The sequence below is a fragment of the Streptomyces sp. NPDC107550 genome, from assembly GCF_055639095.1.
In genome coordinates, this window is record NZ_JBVKBC010000006.1 from 179,096 (window position 1) to 194,873 (window position 15,778).

Sequence of the window (15,778 nt, forward strand, 5' to 3'; positions counted from 1 at the left end):
AGTACGGATCAATTCCAGTAGTCGAGCCGGAGCACTCCCGCGATCAGGCACATGCCGGCGCTGATCGACAGGAGCGTGATGAGGCTCTTGCCCATGCCCTGCTTGACGAAGGAGTAGACGCCGCCGAGCAGGAAGAGGCCGAGGACGATGAGGACGGTGGCGAGGCCGTTCATGACTAGAGCGCGCCCTTCGTGGAGGGGAGGATCCCGGCGGCGCGCGGGTCACGCTCGCTGGCGTAGCGCAGGGCGCGGGCGAGGGCCTTGAACTGGCATTCCACGATGTGGTGCGCGTTGCGCCCGTACGGGACGTGCACGTGCAGGGCGATCTGGGCCTGCGCGACGAACGACTCCAGGATGTGCCGGGTCATCGTCGTGTCGTACGTGCCGATCATGGGCGCCATGTTCTCGGGCTCGGTGTGCACGAGGTAGGGGCGGCCGGAGAGGTCGACGGTGACCTGGGCGAGCGACTCGTCGAGGGGGACCGTGCAGTTGCCGAAGCGGTAGATGCCGACCTTGTCGCCGAGGGCCTGCTTGAAGGCGGCGCCGAGGGCGAGGGCGGTGTCCTCGATGGTGTGGTGCGTGTCGATGTGCAGGTCGCCCTCGGTCTTCACCGTGAGGTCGAACAGGCCGTGCCGGCCCAGCTGGTCGAGCATGTGGTCGTAGAAGCCGACGCCGGTCGACACCTCGACCTGCCCGGTCCCGTCCAGGTCGATCTCGACGAGGACCGAGGTCTCCTTGGTCGTACGCTCCACGCGTCCGATGCGGCTCATGCGCCTCGCTCCTGAGTGTTCATGGGGGCCTTCTTCACTTCACGGGCCGCGTCGAGGAACGCGTCGTTCTCTTCGGGGGTGCCGACGGAGACGCGCAGCCGGCCGGGCACCCCGTTGTCGCGGACGAGGACGCCGCGGTCGAGGATGAACTGCCAGACGGCGTGCGGGTCGTCGAAGACGCCGAACTGGATGAAGTTGGCGTCGGCGACGGTCACGTCGAACTCGAGCGCCTCCAACTCGGCGACCACGCGGTCCCGTTCGGACTTGAGCTGCTCGACGTAGCTCAGCAGCGTGTCGGTGTACTCCAGGGCGGCGAGCGCCGTGGCCTGATTGACGGCCGACAAGTGGTAGGGCAGGCGCACCAGTTGGACGGCGTCCACGACGGCCGGGTGCGCGGCGAGGTAGCCGAGGCGCAGCCCTGCGGCGCCGAACGCCTTGGACATGGTGCGCGAGACGATGAGGTTGGGGCGGCCCTCGATCAGCGGCAGGAGCGAGGGGCCGTGGCTGAACTCGGTGTACGCCTCGTCCACGATGACGACGGCGTCGCGCCCGGCGGCCTCGTACAGCGCGAGGACGTCATCGGCGGCCACCGCGTTGCCCGTGGGGTTGTTGGGGCTGGTGACGAAGACGACGTGCGGGCGGTGCGTGCGGATCGCGTCGAGCGCGGCGGGCACGTCGAGGGAGAAGTCGGCGGCGCGCGGGACGCCGATCCAGCCGGTGTTGGTACCGCGGGCGAGCAGCGGGTGCATCGAGTACGAGGGCTCGAAGCCGAGGGCGCTGCGGCCGGGACCGCCGAAGGCCTGGAGGAGCTGCTGGAGCACCTCGTTGGACCCGTTGGCCGCCCAGACCTGCTCGCGGGTCACCGCGAAGCCGGTGGTGCGGGTGAGGTAGCGGGCCAGCTCGGTGCGCAGCTCGACCGCGTCCCGGTCGGGGTAGCGGTTCAGGTTCCGCGCGGCGTCGGCGACGCGCTCGGCGATCCGCGCGACGAGCGGCTCGGGCAGCGGGTAGGGGTTCTCGTTCGTGTTCAGCCGGACGGGCACGTCCAACTGGGGAGCGCCGTACGGTGACTTGCCGCGCAGCTCGTCCCGTACGGGGAGGTCGTCGATGCCGGTCACGGGGTGGTCGGTACCTTCCAGTCGAAGCGGGCCTTGACGGCCGCGCCGTGCGCCGGCAGGTCCTCGGCCTCGGCGAGCGTCACGACGTGGTGGGCGACCTCGGCGAGGGCGTCCCGGGTGTAGTCCACGATGTGGATGCCGCGCAGGAAGGACTGGACGGACAGGCCCGAGGAGTGGCAGGCGCAGCCGCCGGTGGGCAGGACGTGGTTGGACCCGGCGGCGTAGTCGCCGAGGGAGACCGGCGCCCAGGGGCCGACGAAGATCGCGCCCGCGTTGCGTACGCGCTCGGCGCGGGCCGGGGCGTCGGCGGTCTGGATCTCCAGGTGCTCGGCGCCGTAGGCGTCGACGACCTTGAGGCCGTCGTCGAGGGTGTCGACGAGGACGATCGCGGACTGCTCGCCCTTGAGGGCGGGCACGATCCGGCCCTCGACGTGCTTGGTCGCGGCGACCTGCGGCTCCAGTTCGCGCTCGACGGCGGCGGCCAGTTCCTCGCTGTCGGTGACGAGGACGGCGGCGGCCAGCGGGTCGTGCTCGGCCTGGCTGATCAGGTCGGACGCGACGTGCGCGGGGTCGGCCGTGGCGTCGGCGAGGACGGCGATCTCGGTCGGTCCGGCCTCGGCGTCGATGCCGATGCGGCCGGTGAAGTAGCGCTTGGCGGCGGCCACCCAGATGTTGCCCGGGCCGGTCACCATGTTGGCCGGCGGGCAGGACTCGGTGCCGTACGCGAACATGGCGACGGCGGTCGCGCCGCCCGCCGCGTACACCTCGTCGACGCCGAGCAGGGCGCAGGCGGCGAGGATCGTCGGGTGCGGCAGGCCGTCGAACTCGGCCTGCGCCGGGGAGGCCAGCGCGATCGACTCGACGCCCGCCTCCTGCGCCGGGACCACGTTCATGATCACGGAGGAGGGGTAGACGGACCGGCCGCCGGGCGCGTACAGCCCGACGCGCTCGACCGGGACCCACTTCTCGGTGACGCTGCCGCCGGGGACGACCTGCGTGGTGTGGCTGGTACGGCGCTGCGCGCGGTGGACGGCGCGGGTGCGGCGGATGGACTCCTCGAGCGCCGCGCGGACCTCGGGGTCGAGCCCGGCGAGGGCCGCGTCCAGCGCCTCGGCGGGGACGCGGACGGACGTGAGGCGCACGCCGTCGAATTTCTCCGCGAAGTCGATCAGCGCCGCGTCGCCACGATGATGCACGTCCTCGCAGATCGGACGCACCTTCTCCAGGGCGGCCGAGACGTCGAAGTCGGCTCGGGGCAGCAGCGAGCGCAGGGCCTGGCCCTCGGGGAGGGCGGCGCCGCGCAGATCGATTCGAGAGATCACGTACCAATTCTCTCAGACGCCCCGCGCGCGCCGACGGCCCGTATCAATGGCTGATACACGGCCGGTTTCGGCCGTTGTCGCTCCGCCGCCACGCCAACCTCACCGTACGCGTTCGAACGACTACGGAACGGGCATCACCCGAGGTACGGAACCCGCGGGTAGCGGAGGCGCGTGGGGCGCGTGCGCTCTCTCGCGCGGTACGGGGAGGACGGCGGCGGTGTTGGACATGAGGACGGGCGGCGGCGAAGGGGCCGTGCCGGACGGGCTGAGCGCGGCGGAAGCGGGCATGTGGCAGGCGTTCCGCGACGGCGGCGTCTACGACCTGCGCGCGGGCGACGCGGCGGTGGACGATCCGCACGGCGGGCTGCCGTGGGGGCCCGAGCGCAGCGTGCGGGGCCGGATCGTGGCGTGGCTGCTGCTCGACGGGCCGCCCGCGCTGCCGGGCCGGGTCTCCTCGCTGAAGCTGCGGGGCGTGCAGATCACGGACGTGCTCGACCTCGCGGGCGGCACGGTCGTCCCGTACGTGGAGATGCAGGGGTGCCGGTTCGAGAAGGAGGTGCTGCTGCCGGAGGCGCACTTCACGACGCTGCGGCTGGTGGACTGCTCGGTGCCGCGCCTGGAGGCCGCCCGGGTGCGCACCGAGGGCGATCTGCATCTGCCGCGCTGCCGCTTCCACGGCGGCGTCCGGCTCACCGACGCGCACATCGGCACGGACCTGCTGCTGAACCAGGCGGTGGTCTTCTGCGACCGGCGCGGCAAGGCGGTCATGGCGGACGGGCTGTCCGTCGGGCAGGACCTCCAGGCGGAGATGCTGGAGACGCACGGGGAGCTGAGCCTGCGCGGCGCGACCGTCGGCGTGTCCCTGTCGCTGCGCGGGAGCCTGCTGAGCAACCCGAGGGGGCGGCGCGCGCTGAACGCGCCGCAGCTCACGGTCGAGCGCACGCTCTATCTGACCCCGGCCGGCCTCGGCAACCCGCTCCAGACCAGCGGCACCACGCCCGCGCGGGGCACCCGGGTGCAGCGCTTCGCGTGCGCGGGCGGGGTGCGGCTCGACGACGGGCGGTTCGGGGACGCGGTGGACCTGGAGGCGGCGCGGTTCACGCTGACGGACGACCAGGAGCTGTCGCTGCGCCGGGTGCAGGTGCCCGAGCTGCGCTTCCTCGGGGAGCGGCCGGAGCGCGGGGCGGTCGTCCTGTCGGGCGCGCGGATCGGCAACCTCGTGGACCGCGCGGCCAGTTGGCCGGGACCCGGTCAGCTGCGGATCGGCGGGTTCACGTACGAGAACCTGATACCGCTCGGCTCCTTCCCCCTTGCGCGGCGCCTGGAGTGGCTGGCGGCGGCGACCCCCGAGTACAGCCCGGAGCCGTACGAGCGGCTGGCGGCGGTGCTGCGCGACAGCGGGGAGGACGCGGACGCGCGCGCGGTGCTGCTCGCCAAGCAGCGCCGCCGCCGCGAGACGCTGCCCCCGGCCGCGAAGGTGTGGGGGTACGTGCAGGACTGGACGGTGGCGTACGGGTACCGGCCGGGGCGGGCGGCGGTGTGGATGGCGGTGCTGTGGGCGGTCGGCACGTTCGCGTTCGGGCACGCGGCCCATCCGCCGGCCAGGCCGGGCGAGGGGCCGCCCTGGGACCCGGCGCTGTTCGCCCTCGATCTGCTGCTCCCGGTCATCGACCTGGGCCAGAGCGGGAACTGGCGGCTGACCGGCGCGTGGCAGTGGGCGGCGACGGCCCTGATCCTCCTCGGCTGGACGCTGGCGACCACGGTCACAGCGGGCGCGACCCGGCTGCTGCGGCGCAACTGAGGGGCTCCGGGGCGCGTCCGGAGCAAAGGGCGCGGGAAGAGGGCACGGGGAAAAGGGCGCGGGGCGGGGGCAACCTTCGGCCCGTTTCGGCCGTCATCCCAGGGCGAGATCAAGAGAACCGGCGCAGAAGTGGAGGCCCCCGTGCCGCTTTTGCGCGCCTTCATCCGTACCGTCCGCATGATCCGGCACACCGCCGGCCTCGCGGCGGGGCTGCCCGCCGACGAGGACGTGCTCCTCGACGCGCCGGACGCCCGCCTGGAACCGGCGCTCGCGGCGGCCGGGCGCGGCGAACACGAACCCCTCGCGCGCGTGCTGGCCCACACCCGCGAGGCCGCCGAGTGGGAGAACCGCGACCGGTACGTGCAGCGCCTCGCCGCGTTCGCCGCGTTCCGCTCCGAGTGGTTCGAGGCGTGGCAGGCGGCGGCCCCGCACAATCCCGACCTGCTGCTGGTCAAGGCGGAGCTGGCGGTCACCCGCGCGTTCGCCTCCCCCGCCCGCGCCGAACTGCTCACCGAGGTCACGCCCCTGCTGCTGGCCGCCGCCGAGGCCGACTCCCGCGACCCGGTGCCCTGGCGCGTCGCCCTCGACCACGTCCGGGGCACGAACGCCGCGCACACCGTCTTCGAGGCGGTGTGGGAGCAGGCGGTGCGCCGCTCACCGCACCACTACGGCTGCCATGTCTCCGCGCTGCGCTATCTGTCGGCGGCCTGGTACGGCTCGCACGCCGAGTGCTTCGACTTCGCCGAGCGCGCCGCCCAGGACGCGCTGCCCGGCTCGCTGCTGAAGGCGCTGCCCGTGCGCGCCGCGCTCGCCGCCCTGACCGCTCCCGCCCCGCCGCCCGGCCCCGCGGGCGGCGTTCCGCGCGCCCGCCTCGACGCGGCGGCCGACCTCGCCCTCGGACTCTCCCGGTCCTACGACCCCGCCGACCCCTGGCCCGCCGAGGTCCGCAACGTCCTGATCTGCGTCCTCGTAGAGCTGGAGCGCTGGAACGACGCGCTGGAGCAACTGCGGCTGCTCGGCCCGTACGCGACCTCGTTCCCCTGGGACCGGATCTCCGACGACCCGCTGGGGCGGTTCCTCGACGTACGGGACACCGTCCGGCTCGAGGTCGCGGCGACGCTCCCCCTGTGCGGCGGTCCGGGCGCGGGCGGCGACCATTACGCTTGGCCGACGTGACCACCGTCCGGCTTCCGCTCTTCCCGCTCAACTCGGTGCTGTTCCCGGGACTCGTCCTCCCGCTGAACGTGTTCGAGGAGCGCTATCGCGCCATGATGCGCGATCTGCTGAAGGAGTCCCCCGAGGACCCCGACATCGAACCGTCCGTCTCCGACGAGCCGCGCCGCTTCGCCGTGGTCGCCATCCGCGACGGCCACGAGGTCGCGCCGAGCGCGCCGGGCATGCCGGACGACGTGACGACGAAGGAGGCGGGCGCGGGCCCCGCCGCCGGGTTCGGCGACGACCCCCTCCGCTCCTTCCACACCATCGGCTGCATCGCCGACGCGGCGACGATCCGGGAGCGGCCCGACGGCAGCTTCGAGGTGCTCGCCACCGGCACGCGCCGCGTGAAGCTGCACTCCGTGGACGCGTCGGGGCCGTATCTGACGGCCGAGGTGGAGGAGCTGGACGAGGAGGACGGCGAGGAGGCCGGGGCGCTCGCGGAGGGCGTGCTGCGCGCGTTCCGCTCGTACCAGAAGCGGCTCGCCGGTGCCCGGGAGCGGTCCCTCGCGACCGCCGCCGAGCTGCCGGACGAGCCGTCCGTGGTGTCCTACCTCGTCGCCGCCGCGGCCATGCTCGACGTGCCGACCCGGCAGCGGCTGCTCCAGGCGCCCGACGCGGCGACGCGGCTGCGGGAGGAGCTGACGCTGCTGCGGTCCGAGACGGCGATCATCCGGCATCTGCCGTCGCTGCCCGCCGCGGATCTGACGCGGCAGGCGACGAGCCTCAACTGAGGGAGGAAGACGGGCGTTGACGAAGAAGGCCAAGAAGAAGGACCAGGCGGGCGGGACCCCGGCGACCGTGGCGCTGACCGCCGCGGGCGTCGAGTTCACCCTGCACTCCTACGAGCACGATCCGGCGCATCCCTCGTACGGGGAGGAGGCCGCGCAGGCCATGAGGGTCTCCCCCGAGCGGGTCTTCAAGACGCTGGTCGCGGACGTCGACGGGCGTCTCACGGTGGCGGTCGTGCCGGTCGACGGGCAGCTCGACCTCAAGGCGCTCGCGGCGGCGGTCGGGGGCAAGCGGGCGGTCATGGCCGATCCCGCGCTGGCCGAGCGGACCTCGGGGTACGTGCGCGGCGGTATCTCTCCGCTCGGACAGCGGAAGAAGCTCCCTACGGTGATCGATGTCTCCGCGGCGGACTTCCACACGATCTGCGTCTCCGCCGGCCGCAGGGGCCTGGAGGTAGAACTGACCCCCACGTCCCTGACCGCCCTCACCTCGGCCACCCTGGCCCCGATCAAACGCCGTTGATCTTTACGCCGGACGCCGGGTGCGGGTTTCGTCGTGGCTGGCCGCGCAGTTCCCCGCGCCCCTGAGGGAGCTGACCTCAACGCCAACTTCCCACCCGAACTCCCAGGCCCGAGGAGCTGGCCGAGCCACAAACATCCAGCCCCTCCGGCGATTGAGGAGCGGGGTCTGGGGCGGAGCCCCAGAGCCGGACGCCGGGTGCGGGCTTCGTCGTGGCCGGTCGCGCAGTTCCCCGCGCCCCTGAAGGGGCTGACCTCGACGCCAGCCTCCCGAGCCGGCGGAAGCCGGCCCCGCGCCGGGGCGTTCAGACCGACGTGTAGTACGAGGCGTAAGGATCCGGGTCCTTAGGAGCGAAAAGCCCCGTCAGCCCAAGATGAACGACCATCGCGGCCAGCGGCCACGCCAACAACGCCCCCTTGGCCTTGAGCTCAAGCGGCGCATCGAACACCACCCCCTTACCCAGCGCCTTCGCATGCCCGGCGACATCCTGCGTAGGCCCGAGCCAGATCCCGAACCGCCACGCGACGATCCCCCCGAGCAACGCCCCCACCGCGAGCCCCACGACGAGCGGCACCCCGCCCCGTCGGCGCCACAGGAAGACGCCCACCGCGGTGACGACCCCGAACGCGAGCCCGAGCAGCGTGAACGTTCCGTCGATCCCGATGGCCTGTTCGCCCTCGGTGTCCTTCAGATACACGGCCGTGTTGTCGGAGATGAGCGGCACGCGCGGCGCGAGCCACAGCCACAGCGCCCCGAGCAGCAGCCCGACGACCGCGAGCGCCACCGTCACGAGGACGGCCTCACGCAGTTCCACCCGTAGCCCAGGCCCGTCGCCGTGCGGAGCGGTCGGCGCGGGCGGCAGATGCCCGGTCATGGGGTCGGGTGCCTGCCACGGGTCGCCCTGCCCATGGTCGTTCGGGGGTTGATGCGGCGGCGTCAGCGGTGCGGTCACCCTGACATCGTGCCAGGCCGCTGTCGCGCGCGCGTCACCGGACGGCTGCCCGGCGGTACGCCCATGTGGCCACGGCCAGCGACGCGACCCCGACCCCGGCGCAGACGCCCAGGTCGAGCAGGACGACGGGCCAGTCCGGATGCTCCCCGAACGTACGGGCGAACGCCTCGACGCCGTACGTGGACGGCAGCAGATCCCGCGCGTACTGGACGACCGCGGGCATCCGGTCGGCCGGCAGTACGCCGAGCAGCAGCGCCGCCGACATGCCCAACTGCCCGAGCAGCGTCGCCAGTTCCGGGCGCGGCGCGAGCAGCCCGAGCGCGGCGCCGAGCCCGGCGAGGGCGGCCCCGGCCAGCGGGATCACGGCGGCGAGCACCCACAGATGGGCGAGCGGCAGGTCGAACATGGCGCAGCCGACGACCGCGGTGACCACGGTCCCCGGCACGGTGAACGACGCGTACGCCCCGGCCGCGCCGAGCACGACGGAGGCGGGCGGCACCGGCAGGGTCGCGTAGTGGTCGAGCCCGCCGGCGGCGCGCAACTGCCCGAAGTACTGGGCGAGGAGGTTCAGCGCGACGAAGGCGACGACGAGCACGGCGGACCCGGCGACGACGGCCCGCGCCTCCTCGCTGCCCCGGTCGACGACCCCGCGCATGAGGATCATGATCCCGATGGACTGGAAGGTCGCCACGAACAGCAGCGGGATACGGGCCACCCGCGCGCGCGAGAGCTGCGCCCGGTAGACGGCCGCGAGGGAGGGCAGGAAACGCGCCGCCGGGGCGAGCGTGGCTGCCTCGTCCGGGGCGGAGCCGACGGCGGGCCCGCGTCCGCGCAGCGCCTCTGCGGATACGACACTCACGCCTTCACCAGCCCCTTCACACCGCTGCGGCTCCCGCCGAGCGCCAGGTACACGTCCTCCAGGCTCGGCGTGGCGAGCGTGAAGTCGTCGAGGAAGTCGAACGCGGGGCCGCCGGTCACGGCGGCGACGGCGGAGCGGGCCGCGTCGGGCGCGAGCCGCAGCGACCAGCGCCGGCCCGCCTCGACGGCGTGCTCGCGCAGGGCGGCGACCTCGCTCAGTTCCAGCGGGGGCCGCTCGCGCCACACCAGCTCGACGCGGACCTCGCCGGCGACGCGGTCCTTGAGCCCGGCGGGCGTGTCGCAGGCGATGACCTTGCCGCGCTCCAGCACGGCGACCCGGTCGAGCACGGTCTCGGCCTCGATGACGTTGTGGGTGACGAGCAGGACGGTCGTGCCGCGTTCGGCCCTGCGCCGGTCCACGGCCGCCCACACGGCGCGCCGCGCGACGGGGTCCATGCCGGTGGTCGGCTCGTCGAGGACGAGCAGCGGGCGCTCGCCGACGAGGGCCGCGGCGAAGCAGGCGAGGCGCCGCTGGCCGCCGGAGAGCTTCTTCAGGGGCCGCCCGGCCAGCTCGGTCAGGCCCAGCTCCTCCAGGACGGCGTCCCGCTCGGCCCGCGCGTCCTTGAGGGGCAGCCCGCGCAGCCGTCCGGTGGTCTCGGCGGCGAGGGAGACGGTCAGCTCGTCGAGGGCGGTCGACTCCTGCCCGAGATAGGCGAGGATGCGCGCGGCCCGGTCCGGGTGGCGCACGATGTCGTGCCCGAGGATCTCCACGCTGCCCGCGTCGGGCCGCATCAGCCCGGTGAGCTGCCGTACGAGGGTGGACTTGCCGGCGCCGTTGGGCCCGAGGAGGCCGAAGATCTCGCCGCGCCGGATGTCGAGCCGTACGTCGTCGGTGGCCCGCACAGGGGGCGTGGGGGCCGTTCCGCGCCGCCCGCGCGCGGCGGGGTAGGTCTTGCTGAGCCCGCGCACCGCGCACACGACAGCGCCCCCGTGACGCTGGGGGCCGGCCTCTGTGGTGCGCGTGTTCACGAGGAACGAGAGTACGGGGTCAGGGCCCGGACATTGCGCCCGGGTCGGGCACCGAGCGCGCCCCGCGACCCCGGGCACGCGCCTGACCTGCGGCGGAAGGTTACGCACGCGACACGGCCCGCGTCCGCCGCGCCCCCTCCGGAGGGCCTCGCGGGCGCGCTACTCCCCCGCCGCGGCGGGCTCGGTGCCCGTACGGACGTCGATCTCGCGCCAGAAACCGGCCCGGATCGCGTACCGGTCGTGCTCGTCGATCTGGTCGTCCTTGTGCGCGAGGAGGCCGAAGCGGGCGGCGTAGCGCAGCAGCTCGCCGTCGATGCGGTGCGGGACGCGCGGGTAGAGCGCGGCGAGCTTGCGCGACTGGGCGGGGTCGCCGAGGCGGCTCAGCCAGCGGCGGGCGAAGACCTGGCCGACCTCGTAGGGGTCGCCGCCGACGGTGGTGATGTCCTCCTCGCGGTCGGCCCAGCGCTGCTCGGCGGTGGTGAGCTGGGCGAGGGTGGGCAGCAGGGCGGCGTCCGGCGGCTCGCCCGCGGCGGAGGGGCGCTCGACCCAGCCCTTGTCGGAGGACCAGCGCAGGGTGGCGCCTGCCGGGTGCTGGGCGGTGTGGGCGCCGGGAGCGCGCAGCGCGGCGAGGTCTTTGGGCGTGGGCACGCCCTTGGCGTTGGCGGAACGATCCTCCGTGTGCTCCCCGTCCCGCTCCTCGGGCGTGTGCCGTACGGGGCGGTCGGCGGCGTCGCTCTCGGGCGCGCGGTCCGTCGCGGTGAGCGCGGACTCGGGCAGCGGCGCGGAGAGGATCGCGGCGATCTCGGGGCGGGGCGCGGGCGGCGGGGCGCAGATGCCGCCGATCTCCTTGGCGCGGACGGCCTGGGTGATCCAGGCGCGGTCGAGGACGCGGCGCTCGTCGGCCTCGGCGACGAGGTCCTCGGACTGGTTGTAGTCGCCGTCGGCGGCCTGGACGGCCCACAGGTGGACGGCGACGCCGTGCTCCTTGGCGGCCATCATGCCGGGCAGCAGATCGCCGTCGCCGGTGACGAGGACGATGTCGGAGCAGGCGCGGTTGCGGGCCAGTTCGGTCAGCTCGGCGTGCATGGCGGCGTCGACGCCCTTCTGTGCCCAGCGGCCGTCGCTGCGGGTCAGGGCGCCGAGGCGGACGGTGACCCGGGGCATGACGCGCAGCCTGCGGTGCTCGGGCTGCGGGACGCGGTCGGGGGCGCCGTCGAACCAGTAGATGCGCAGGAGCTGGCGGCCGGTCTCGGCCTCGGCGCGCTCGCGCAGCCCCTGGATGAGGGCCGCGTGGTCCACGTGGATGCGGGAGCGGGAGGGTTCGCCCGCGAGGAGGCTCGCGGCGGCGCCCAGGAGATATCCGGCATCCACCAGGACGATGCAACGGTCCACGCGATCCACCCTCTTCCGACGACACGCCCGCACGTTCGCTCCGGGTTTCCTTCGAGTCTGCCCGACCGTGCGGGGGTTAACGGCTCGAACTCGATCTTCGGCGTGGCGGATGCGGTGAAGGTCTGCGGTCGGTCGCGCACACAGGTCGTCACGGATGGTAATCCTCTGACATGCACCTTTTGTGTGGATATGTGAATCTGAACGCGGCCCTGGCCCCTAGATCCCCCTCAGGAGGCAAGAGCACCATGGCCAAGAACCGTAAGCAGAACCGTCAGCAGGACAAGAGCGCCGCGGAGCGGTCGCACCAGCAGGCGAACACCTCGGCGATGGAAGCCGAGACGAAGTCCGCGATCGCCGGCACCCCCACCGAGGTGGCCCGCAAGGGCCGCGAGCGCCGGTTCGGACACAACTGACGCCTTGACGCACAGGTAAGCACCTGGAACAGAGCAAGGGCCTCACCCGGAGACGTCCGGATGAGGCCCTTGTGCGTGCGGGGCGCTCGGGGCGCGGGGGCGCGCCCCGCCTGGCTAGCCGGCCAGGCAGGACGGGCCGAGCAGCACCTTCAGGTCGCCGTAGAGCGCCGGGTCGGGCTTGACCCGGTGCCGGTCCAGGCGCAGCACGGTCGTCTTGCGCGGGCCCTGGAGCTTGATGCGGACCTCGCTGTCGCCCTTGTGGTTGGAGAGGATCTCCCCGAGGCGGCTGACCATCGGCGGGGTGACCTTGAGGGCGGGGATGGTGAGGATCACCGGCGCGTTCGTCCCCGCGTGGGAGAGGTCGGGGACCTGCATCTCCATGGCGACCAGGCGGGGGACGTCCTCGCGCTTGTCGAGGCGGCCCTTGACGAAGACGACCGCGTCCTCGACGAGCTGCGTGGAGACGAGCTGGTAGGTCGCCGGGAAGAACATGCACTCGATCGAGCCGGCCAGGTCCTCCACGGTGGCGATCGCCCACGCGTTGCCCTGCTTGGTCATCTTGCGCTGGAGGCCGGAGATGATGCCGCCGACGGTGACGACCGCGCCGTCGCCGAAGTCGCCGCCGGTGAGCTGGCCGATGCCCGCGTCCGCCTTGTCGGACAGCACGTGCTCCAGGCCGAAGAGCGGGTGGTCGGAGACGTACAGGCCGAGCATCTCGCGCTCCTGGGCGAGCAGATACGTCTTGTCCCACTCGTCGGTGGAGAACTCGACGTCGAGCCCGAAGCCCGGCTCGCTGCTGTCCTCCTCGCCCATGCCGCCGAAGAGGTCGAACTGGCCCTCGGCCTCCTTGCGCTTGACCGCGACCACGTTGTCGATCATCGGCTCGTACTGGGCGGTGAGGCCCTTGCGGGTGTGCCCGAGCGTGTCGAAGGCGCCGGCCTTGATCAGCGACTCCGTCGTGCGCTTGTTGCACGCGGCGGCCTCGATCTTGTCGAGGTAGTCGGGGAAGGAGCTGAACTTCCCCTTCGCCTTGCGGGCCCGGATGATCGACTCCACCACGTTGGTGCCGACGTTACGGACGGCCTCCAGGCCGAAGAGGATCACGTCGTCGCCCTGGGCGGCGAAGTTGTGGACGGACTCGTTCACGTTGGGCGGGAGCACCTTGATGCCCATGCGGCGGCACTCGTTGAGGTAGACGGCCGACTTGTCCTTGTCGTCCTTCACCGAGGTGAGCAGGGCCGCCATGTACTCGGCCGGATAGTTCGCCTTGAGGTAGGCGGTCCAGTACGTGACCAGGCCGTACGCGGAGGAGTGCGCCTTGTTGAACGCGTAGCCGGCGAACGGCACCAGGACGTCCCACAGGGCCTGGATCGCCTCGTCGGAGTAGCCGTTCTTCTTGGCGCCGGCCTGGAAGATCGTGAAGTTCTTCGCCAGTTCCTCGGGCTTCTTCTTGCCCATCACACGGCGCAGGATGTCGGCCTCGCCGAGCGAGTACCCGGCGATGATCTGCGCGGCCTTCTGCACCTGCTCCTGGTACACGATCAGGCCGTAGGTGAGGCCCAGCGTCTCCTTCAGGGGCTCTTCGAGCTCCGGGTGGATCGGCGTGATCTCCTGCCGGCCGTTCTTGCGCTCGGCGTAGTTGATGTGCGAGTTCATGCCCATCGGGCCGGGCCGGTACAGGGCCGAGACGGCGGAGATGTCCTCGAAGTTGTCGGGCTGCATCTGGCGCAGCAGCGAGCGCATCGGGCCGCCGTCGAACTGGAAGACGCCGAGCGTGTCACCGCGGCAGAGCAGTTCGAAGGTCTTCGGGTCGTCGAGGGGGACGTCGAGCAGTTCGAGCTTGATGCCCTTGTTGCGCTCCACCATCTTCTGGGCGTCGTCCATGATGGTGAGGTTGCGCAGGCCCAGGAAGTCCATCTTGAGCAGGCCGAGCGACTCGCACTGCGGGTAGTCCCACTGCGTGATGGTGACGCCGTCGGTGTGCCGGACCCAGACCGGGGCGTGGTCGATGATCGGCTCGCTGGACATGATGACGCCGGCGGCGTGCACGCCCATCTGGCGGACCAGGCCCTCGACGCCCTTGGCGGTGTCGATGACCTTCTTGACGTCCGGCTCGTTCTCGTACATCGAGCGGACCTCGCCGGCCTCCGAGTAGCGCGGGTGCTCGGGGTTGGTGATGCCGTCGAGGTCGATGCCCTTGCCGAGGACGTCGGCGGGCATGGCCTTGGTGATGCGGTCGCCCATCGCGTACGGGTAGCCGAGCACGCGCGCGGAGTCCTTGATCGCGTTCTTGGCCTTGATCTTGCCGTAGGTGCCGATCATGGCGACCTTGTCGGAGCCGTACTTCTCCGTCACGTACCTGATCACCTCGACGCGCCTGCGCTCGTCGAAGTCGATGTCGACGTCGGGCATGGAGACGCGCTCGGGGTTGAGGAACCGTTCGAAGATCAGTCCGTGCTCGATCGGGTCGAGGTCGGTGATGCCCATGGCGTACGCGACGATCGAGCCGGCCGCGGAGCCTCGGCCGGGGCCGACCGCGATGCCGTTGTTCTTCGCCCACATGATGAAGTCGGCGACGACGAGGAAGTAGCCGGGGAACCCCATCTGGATGATGACGTCCATCTCGTACTCGGCCTGCTGCTGGCGGTCCTCGGGCACGCCCGCGGGGAAGCGGCGCTGCATGCCGCGCCGGACCTCCTCCTGGAACCAGGTGACCTCGGTGAAGCCCTCCGGGATCTCGAACTTCGGCATGAGGTCGCGCTTCTCGAACATGCCGGTGGTGTCGATCTGCTCGGCCACCAGGAGCGTGTTGCGGCAGCCCTCCTGCCAGGCGTCCGAGGAGTCGATGGCGTACATCTCGTCGGTGGACTTCAGGTAGTAGCCCGTGCCGTCGAAGCGGAAGCGGTCGGGGTCCGAGAGGTTCTTGCCGGTCTGGATGCACAGCAGGGCGTCGTGGGCGGTCGCCTCGTGCGCGTACGTGTAGTGCGAGTCGTTGGTGACCAGCGGCGGGATGCCGAGCTTCTTGCCGATGTCGAGGAGGCCGTCACGGACGCGGCGCTCGATCTCGATGCCGTGGTCCATCAGCTCCAGGAAGTAGCGGTCCTTGCCGAAGATGTCCTGGTACTCGGCCGCCGCCTTGAGGGCCTCGTCGTGCTGGCCGAGGCGCAGCCGGGTCTGGAGCTCGCCGGAGGGGCAGCCGGTGGAGGCGACGAGGCCCTCGCTCCACTGCGAGATGGTCTCCTTGTCCATGCGCGGCCACTTCTGCAGCCAGCCCTCCGCGTACGCGTCGGAGGACAGCTTGAAGAGATTGTGCAGGCCCGTGCTGTTCGCCGCCCAGATCGTCTTGTGGGTGTAACCACCCGAACCGGAGACGTCGTCGCGCTTCTGGTGCGGCTGGCCCCACTGGATCTTGCGCTTGTTGCGCCGGGACTCGGGGGCGACGTACGCCTCGATGCCGATGATCGGGGTGACGCCGGCCGACTGCGCCGAGTGGAAGAAGTCGTAGGCCCCGTGCAGGTTGCCGTGGTCGGACATGGCGATGTGCGTCATGCCCATCTCGTTGCACGCCTTGAACATGTCCTTCAGCCGCGCGGCGCCGTCCAGCAGCGAGTACTGGGTGTGCACGTGCAGGTGCGTGAAGGGGGGCTTCGACACGGTGGGG

The 15,778-nt window shown here is 72.1% G+C and carries 14 protein-coding genes; 5 read left to right on the forward strand and 9 right to left on the reverse strand.

What is annotated here, in order from left to right; genetic code table 11:
• Positions 1-8: 8 nt before the first annotated feature.
• The 4 genes from ACZ7LY_RS11465 to hisD are packed head-to-tail and all read right to left on the reverse strand — an operon-like array spanning position 9 to position 3,206.
• The gene (locus tag ACZ7LY_RS11465) at positions 9-173 is read right to left on the reverse strand and encodes a hypothetical protein (protein WP_471624311.1); all 165 of its coding nucleotides are present in this window, start codon (positions 171-173) and stop codon (positions 9-11) included.
• A 2-nt stretch (positions 174-175) separates the two neighbouring features.
• Complete coding sequence (gene hisB / locus ACZ7LY_RS11470; protein WP_471624312.1) at positions 176-769, reverse strand: imidazoleglycerol-phosphate dehydratase HisB; 594 nt, start codon at positions 767-769, stop codon at positions 176-178.
• Positions 766-1,884: a histidinol-phosphate transaminase gene (locus ACZ7LY_RS11475; protein ID WP_471624313.1), complete on the reverse strand. Its 1,119-nt coding sequence runs from the start codon at positions 1,882-1,884 to the stop codon at positions 766-768. Before ACZ7LY_RS11475 ends, hisB begins: the two co-directional genes overlap by 4 nt.
• Positions 1,881-3,206, reverse strand: coding sequence for a histidinol dehydrogenase (gene hisD, locus ACZ7LY_RS11480; RefSeq protein ID WP_471624314.1), 1,326 nt, complete (start codon positions 3,204-3,206; stop codon positions 1,881-1,883). The genes ACZ7LY_RS11475 and hisD overlap by 4 nt, the downstream gene beginning before the upstream one ends.
• A 226-nt stretch (positions 3,207-3,432) precedes the next feature.
• Between hisD and ACZ7LY_RS11485 the strand changes: the two genes are divergently transcribed.
• The 4 genes from ACZ7LY_RS11485 (at position 3,433) to ybaK (ending at position 7,476) form a co-directional block, all read left to right on the forward strand.
• Positions 3,433-5,007, forward strand: coding sequence for an oxidoreductase (locus ACZ7LY_RS11485; RefSeq protein ID WP_471624454.1), 1,575 nt, complete (start codon positions 3,433-3,435; stop codon positions 5,005-5,007).
• 177 nt (positions 5,008-5,184) lie between these two features.
• Positions 5,185-6,183, forward strand: a complete 999-nt coding sequence (locus tag ACZ7LY_RS11490; protein WP_471624455.1) for a hypothetical protein — start codon at positions 5,185-5,187, stop codon at positions 6,181-6,183.
• On the forward strand, positions 6,180-6,956 hold the full coding sequence (locus ACZ7LY_RS11495) for an LON peptidase substrate-binding domain-containing protein (RefSeq protein ID WP_471624315.1): 777 nt from the start codon (positions 6,180-6,182) through the stop codon (positions 6,954-6,956). The genes ACZ7LY_RS11490 and ACZ7LY_RS11495 overlap by 4 nt, the downstream gene beginning before the upstream one ends.
• Positions 6,957-6,972: 16 nt before the next feature.
• Entirely contained in the window at positions 6,973-7,476 is a 504-nt protein-coding gene (ybaK, locus tag ACZ7LY_RS11500) for a Cys-tRNA(Pro) deacylase (RefSeq protein WP_471624316.1), read from the forward strand.
• A 301-nt stretch (positions 7,477-7,777) separates the two neighbouring features.
• Here ybaK and ACZ7LY_RS11505 read toward each other — a convergent pair whose 3' ends face one another.
• The 4 genes from ACZ7LY_RS11505 to ACZ7LY_RS11520 all read right to left on the reverse strand — a co-directional run bounded on the left by ACZ7LY_RS11505 (position 7,778) and on the right by ACZ7LY_RS11520 (position 11,704).
• Positions 7,778-8,425, reverse strand: a complete 648-nt coding sequence (locus ACZ7LY_RS11505; RefSeq protein WP_471624317.1) for a DUF2567 domain-containing protein — start codon at positions 8,423-8,425, stop codon at positions 7,778-7,780.
• 34 nt (positions 8,426-8,459) lie between these two features.
• On the reverse strand, positions 8,460-9,284 hold the full coding sequence (locus ACZ7LY_RS11510; protein ID WP_471624318.1) for an ABC transporter permease: 825 nt from the start codon (positions 9,282-9,284) through the stop codon (positions 8,460-8,462).
• Positions 9,281-10,261, reverse strand: a complete 981-nt coding sequence (locus tag ACZ7LY_RS11515) for an ABC transporter ATP-binding protein (protein WP_471624456.1) — start codon at positions 10,259-10,261, stop codon at positions 9,281-9,283. Before ACZ7LY_RS11515 ends, ACZ7LY_RS11510 begins: the two co-directional genes overlap by 4 nt.
• Positions 10,262-10,471: 210 nt before the next feature.
• The gene (locus tag ACZ7LY_RS11520) at positions 10,472-11,704 is read right to left on the reverse strand and encodes an NYN domain-containing protein (RefSeq protein ID WP_471624319.1); all 1,233 of its coding nucleotides are present in this window, start codon (positions 11,702-11,704) and stop codon (positions 10,472-10,474) included.
• 245 nt (positions 11,705-11,949) lie between these two features.
• On the opposite strand from ACZ7LY_RS11520, the gene ACZ7LY_RS11525 reads away from it, so the two are divergent.
• The gene (locus tag ACZ7LY_RS11525) at positions 11,950-12,117 is read left to right on the forward strand and encodes a hypothetical protein (RefSeq protein WP_471624320.1); all 168 of its coding nucleotides are present in this window, start codon (positions 11,950-11,952) and stop codon (positions 12,115-12,117) included.
• A 114-nt stretch (positions 12,118-12,231) separates the two neighbouring features.
• Here ACZ7LY_RS11525 and dnaE read toward each other — a convergent pair whose 3' ends face one another.
• On the reverse strand, positions 12,232-15,771 hold the full coding sequence (dnaE, locus tag ACZ7LY_RS11530; RefSeq protein ID WP_471624321.1) for a DNA polymerase III subunit alpha: 3,540 nt from the start codon (positions 15,769-15,771) through the stop codon (positions 12,232-12,234).
• Positions 15,772-15,778: the final 7 nt, after the last annotated feature.

Coding starts and splice junctions, on each gene's coding strand:
- ACZ7LY_RS11465 (WP_471624311.1), bottom strand. CDS start 173: ATGAACGGCCTCGCCACCGTCCTCATCGTCCTCGGCCTCTTCCTGCTC.
- hisB (WP_471624312.1), bottom strand. CDS start 769: ATGAGCCGCATCGGACGCGTGGAGCGTACGACCAAGGAGACCTCGGTC.
- ACZ7LY_RS11485 (WP_471624454.1), top strand. CDS start 3,433: ATGAGGACGGGCGGCGGCGAAGGGGCCGTGCCGGACGGGCTGAGCGCG.
- ACZ7LY_RS11490 (WP_471624455.1), top strand. CDS start 5,185: ATGATCCGGCACACCGCCGGCCTCGCGGCGGGGCTGCCCGCCGACGAG.
- ACZ7LY_RS11525 (WP_471624320.1), top strand. CDS start 11,950: ATGGCCAAGAACCGTAAGCAGAACCGTCAGCAGGACAAGAGCGCCGCG.